The sequence below is a fragment of the Pseudomonas sp. B19(2017) genome (assembly GCF_002113165.1).
Taxonomy (GTDB): domain Bacteria; phylum Pseudomonadota; class Gammaproteobacteria; order Pseudomonadales; family Pseudomonadaceae; genus Aquipseudomonas.
Genome location: NZ_NEJR01000040.1, coordinates 1 through 4,963 on the forward strand (window position 1 = coordinate 1; position 4,963 = coordinate 4,963).

A 4,963-nucleotide genomic window follows, 5' to 3' on the forward strand; every position below is an offset into this window, starting at 1 on the left:
GCAACTGACGCCGAACCCGACCCCGGCGCAGACCACGATCAACGATTCGATCGACACCACCACTGCGACCCTGACGGCGACCCCGTCGGTGACCGAAGGCGGTGTCATCACCTACACCGTGACCCTGAACAACCCGGCCCAGACCCCGGTGACCGTGACCCTGTCCAACGGCCAGACCATCACCGTCGAAGCCGGCAAAACCCAAGGCAGCGTTGATTTCGAGACCCCGGCCAACGACGTCTACAACAACGGTTCGACCGTCAGCGTCACCATCGACAGCGCCACGGGCGGTAACTTCGAGCAGCTGACGCCGAACCCGACCCCGGCCTCGACGGTCATCAATGACAGCATCGATACCGTCACCGTAAGCATCGTCAGTAATGGCAATGTGACTGAAGACCAGCAGCCTTCCTTCACTGTGAAGGTAAGTCAGGCACTTGATCGTCCGCTGACTGTTACTCTGTCGAATGGCGACACCGTGACCATCGAGGCCGGCAAGACTGAAGTCGAGTACAAAACTTCGGCCCAAGGTGATGACGTCATCATGGATGCCGGCTCCGTCACCCTCAGCGTCACTGATGCCACCGTCTCGGGTGCCACCTTCGAGAAGCTGGCCCTTGGTGGCCCGGCGACCGTTGAAATCTCGGACACCATCAGTGAAGTCGTCGCTACATTGACCGTCGACAAGGCTTCCGTTACTGAAGGTGGCCAGGTGACCTACACCGTCACCCTGACCAACGCCCAGGGTCTGCCTGTTACCCAGCACGGCGCGCTGACCTTCACCCTGAGCGATGGCACGAAAGTCACCATTCCGGCCAACAACGCGGCGGGTACCGCGACCATCACCGTCAACGATGACGTTTATGTCGGTGGTCAGGCAGCTATCGCGAACAAGCTGGAGTCAGTATCGGGTGCGGGTAACTTCGAGAAGTTGACGCTCGGCGGTGAAACCGTCACCACTTCGGTAACAGACGAGCCAGGCTCTGGTACTCCGGGCACTGGCAACCAGGGGGATCTGGTACAGGTTACCATCACCGCCGATCAGAACTCGGTGGCTGAGGACCTCAAGCCGACCTTCACCGTGCGCATCAATGCGCCGCTGGAACACGACCTGGTCGTGACCCTGAGCAACAATGCCCAGGTCACCATCAAGGCTGGCGAAACCAGCGCGCCTTATACCCACGACGCGCAGGGCGATGACGTCTACAACGACGCCGGCCAGATCAGTCTGGGCATCGAGTCGGCTGCAGACGCCGATGGGCGAGTCTTCGAAAACCTGCAGCTGGGCGGGCCCGCTTCGGTGGAGGTGACCGACACCATCAGCGAAGTGGTGGCCAAGCTGACGGCCACCGAGTCCGTCACAGAAGGTGGCGAAATCACCTACACCGTCACGCTGACCAGCAAAGACGGCCTGCCGCTCAACAACCACTCGACGCTGTACTTCACTCTCAGTGATGGCAAGACCGTTGTTGTGGTCCCGGCCAACAGCACCACCGGTTCGATTACCGTGACCGCGCCGGACAACGTCTACGTGGGTGCCAATGCGCCAGTGGTCAACGCGATCGACTCGGTCAGCGGTGCAGACGCGTGGAAGTTCGAGAAACTGACCTTGGACAAGACCGCGGTCAGCACCACGGTGACTGACGAGCCTGGTACCCCTGGCCCTGGTGGCGATATCGTCAAGGTCACCATCGAGGCCAACCAGGAGTCGGTCTTCGAGAACCAGAGTCCGACCTTCACCGTGAAGATCAATACCGTGCTGGCGCACGACCTGGTCGTGACCCTGAGCAACAACGCCCAGGTCACTATCAAGGCGGGCGAAACCAGCGTGCAATACACCCATGCCGAGCAGGGTGACGACGTTTATCAGGATGCCGGCGAAATCAGCGTAGGCCTGAAGTCGGCAGCCGACACCGCAGGCAGCAGCTTCGAGAACCTGCAGTTGGGCGGTGATGCGTCGGTGAAAGTGACCGACACCCTGAACGAAGTGGTGGCCAAGCTGACAGCCACCGAGTCCGTCACCGAAGGTGGCGAGATCACCTACACCGTCACGCTGACCAGCAAAGACGGTCTGCCGATCAATAGCCATTCGACGCTGTACTTTACACTCAGTGATGGCAAGACCGTTGTTGTGGTGCCGGCCAACAGCACCACCGGTTCGATTACCGTGACCGCGCCGAATGATGTCTATGTAGGCGCTCCGTCTGTCGTCAATGCGATCGACTCGGTCAGCGGCGCAGACGCGTGGAAGTTTGAAAAGCTGACCTTGGACAAGACAGAGATCAGCACAACCGTCACAGACGGCCCAGGCTCTGAGGACACTACCTGCCTGACCTTGTCCGCTACGCCGACAGTGGCCGAAGGCGGCAAGATCACCTACACCGCTACCCTGACCAACAAGGCGGGTACCGATCTGGTGATCAAGCTGAGCAATGGTGAAAGCATCACCATCGCCGCTGGTCAGAAAGAAGCCTCGATCACCGTCGATGCGCCGAGCGACGACGTGTACGTCGATGCCGAAGACCTGAGCGTGACCATCACCGATACCACCGGTGGCGACTTCGAGAAGCTCGACGTCAGCAGCACTGCAGCTGTGACCCAGGTGACCGACACCATCGACACCACGACCGTGACCCTGACTGCTACGCAAAGCGTGGTCGAGGGTGGCGTCGTCACCTACACCGCGTCGGTCAACCACAAGGTCACCGGTTCGGACCTGGTGATCAAGCTGGCTAACGGCCAGACCATCACCATTCCGGTAGGCGAGTCGTCGGCGTCGGTGCCATTCACCGCACCGAACAACGTCCACAACACCAACCTGGACCTGACCAACAAGATCACCGACATCTCGGGTGGTAACTACGAGAAGACCGTGGCTGTGGGCGAGCCAGTGACAACCGTCACCGACAACCCGGCAACCCCTGACGCCACTGCGCTGACCTTGACCGCTACGGACACCGTGGCTGAAGGGGGCAAGATCACCTACACCGCTACCCTGACCAACAAGGCGGGTACCGACCTGGTGATCAAGCTGAGCAATGGTGAAAGCATCACCATCGCCGCTGGCCAGAAAGAAGCCTCGATCACCGTCGATGCGCCGAGCGATGACGTGTACGTCGATGCCGAAGACCTGAGCGTGACCATCACCGGTACCACCGGTGGTGATTTCGAGAAACTGGACGTCAGCAGCACCGCGGCCGTAACCAAGGTCACTGACACCATCGACACCACTACGGTCACCCTGACGGCAACCTCGACGGTTACTGAAGGCGGCGTCGTCACCTACACCGCGTCGGTCAACCACAAGGTCACCGGTTCGGACCTGGTGATCAAGCTGGCTAACGGCCAGACCATCACCATTCCGGTGGGTGAGTCGTCGGCGTCGGTGCCGTTCACCGCGCCGAACAACGTCCATAACACCAACCTGGACCTGACCAACAAGATCACCGACATCTCGGGCGGTAACTACGAGAAGACCGTGGCTGTGGGCGAGCCAGTGACAACCGTCACCGACAACCCGGCAACCCCTGACGCCACTGCGCTGACCTTGACTGCTACGGACACCGTGGCCGAAGGCGGCAAGATCACCTACACCGCTACCTTGACCAACAAGGCCGGTACCGACCTGGTGATCAAGCTGAGCAACGGTGAGACGATCACCATTGCTGCTGGCCAGAAGGAAGCGTCGATCACCGTCGACGCCCCGAGCGACGACGTGTACGTCGATGCCGAAGACCTGAGCGTGACCATCACCGGCACCACCGGTGGTGATTTCGAGAAACTGGATGTCAGCAGCACCGCGGCCGTAACCAAGGTCACCGATACCATCGACACTACCACCGTGACGCTGACTGCGACTTCGACGGTCGACGAAGGCGGCGTGGTGACTTATACCGCGTCGGCCAACCACAAGGTCACCGGTTCGGACCTGGTGATCAAGCTGGCCAACGGCCAGACCATCACCATCCCGGTAGGCGAGTCGTCGGCGTCGGTGCCGTTCACTGCACCGAACAACGTCTACAACACCAACCTCGACCTGACCAACAAGATCACTGATATCTCGGGTGGTAACTACGAGAAGACCGTGGCCGTGGGCGAGCCGGTAACAACCGTGACCGACGGCTCAGGCAAGGACATTACTCACCTGACCCTGAGTGCGACGCCAACGGTTGCCGAGGGCGGCAAGATCACCTACACCGCCACCTTGACCAACAAGGCCGGCACCGATCTGGTGATCAAACTGAGCAATGGAGAGACCATCACCATTGCAGCTGGCGCGAAGGAAGCCTCGATCACCATCGACGCCCCGGGCGACGATGTCTACGTCGATGCTGAAGTCCTTCAGGTCAAAATAACCGAAACCTCGGGTGGTGACTTCGAGAAGCTGAATGTAAACAGCGGTGCCGCTGTAACCAAGGTCACCGACACCATCGACACCACCACAGTGACACTGACCGCGACTTCGACCGTCGCTGAGGGCGGCGTAGTGACCTACACCGCCTCGGTCAACCACAAGGTCACCGGTTCGGACCTGGTGATCAAGCTGGCTAACGGCCAGACCATCACCATTCCAGTGGGTGAGTCGTCGGCGTCGGTGCCGTTCACCGCGCCGAACAACGTCCACAACACCAACCTGGACCTGACCAACAAGATCACCGATATCTCGGGCGGTAACTACGAGAAGACCGTTGCCGTGGGCGAGCCAGTGACAACCGTCACCGACAACCCGGCAACCCCGGACGCCACTGCGCTGACCCTGACCGCTACGGACACCGTGGCTGAAGGGGGCAAGATCACCTACACCGCTACCCTGACCAACAAGGCGGGTACCGACCTGGTGATCAAGCTGAGCAACGGTGAGACGATCACCATTGCTGCTGGCCAGAAGGAAGCGTCGATCACCGTCGATGCGCCGAGCGACGACGTGTACGTCGATGCCGAAAACCTGAGCGTGACCATCACC

General features: G+C 60.4%; 1 protein-coding gene. It reads left to right on the forward strand.

Features of this window, described 5'->3' with window-relative positions:
- Positions 1-4,963 (forward strand): immunoglobulin-like domain-containing protein (locus CAF70_RS27600; RefSeq protein ID WP_371915964.1); only part of this gene is annotated, 4,963 nt, incomplete at both ends.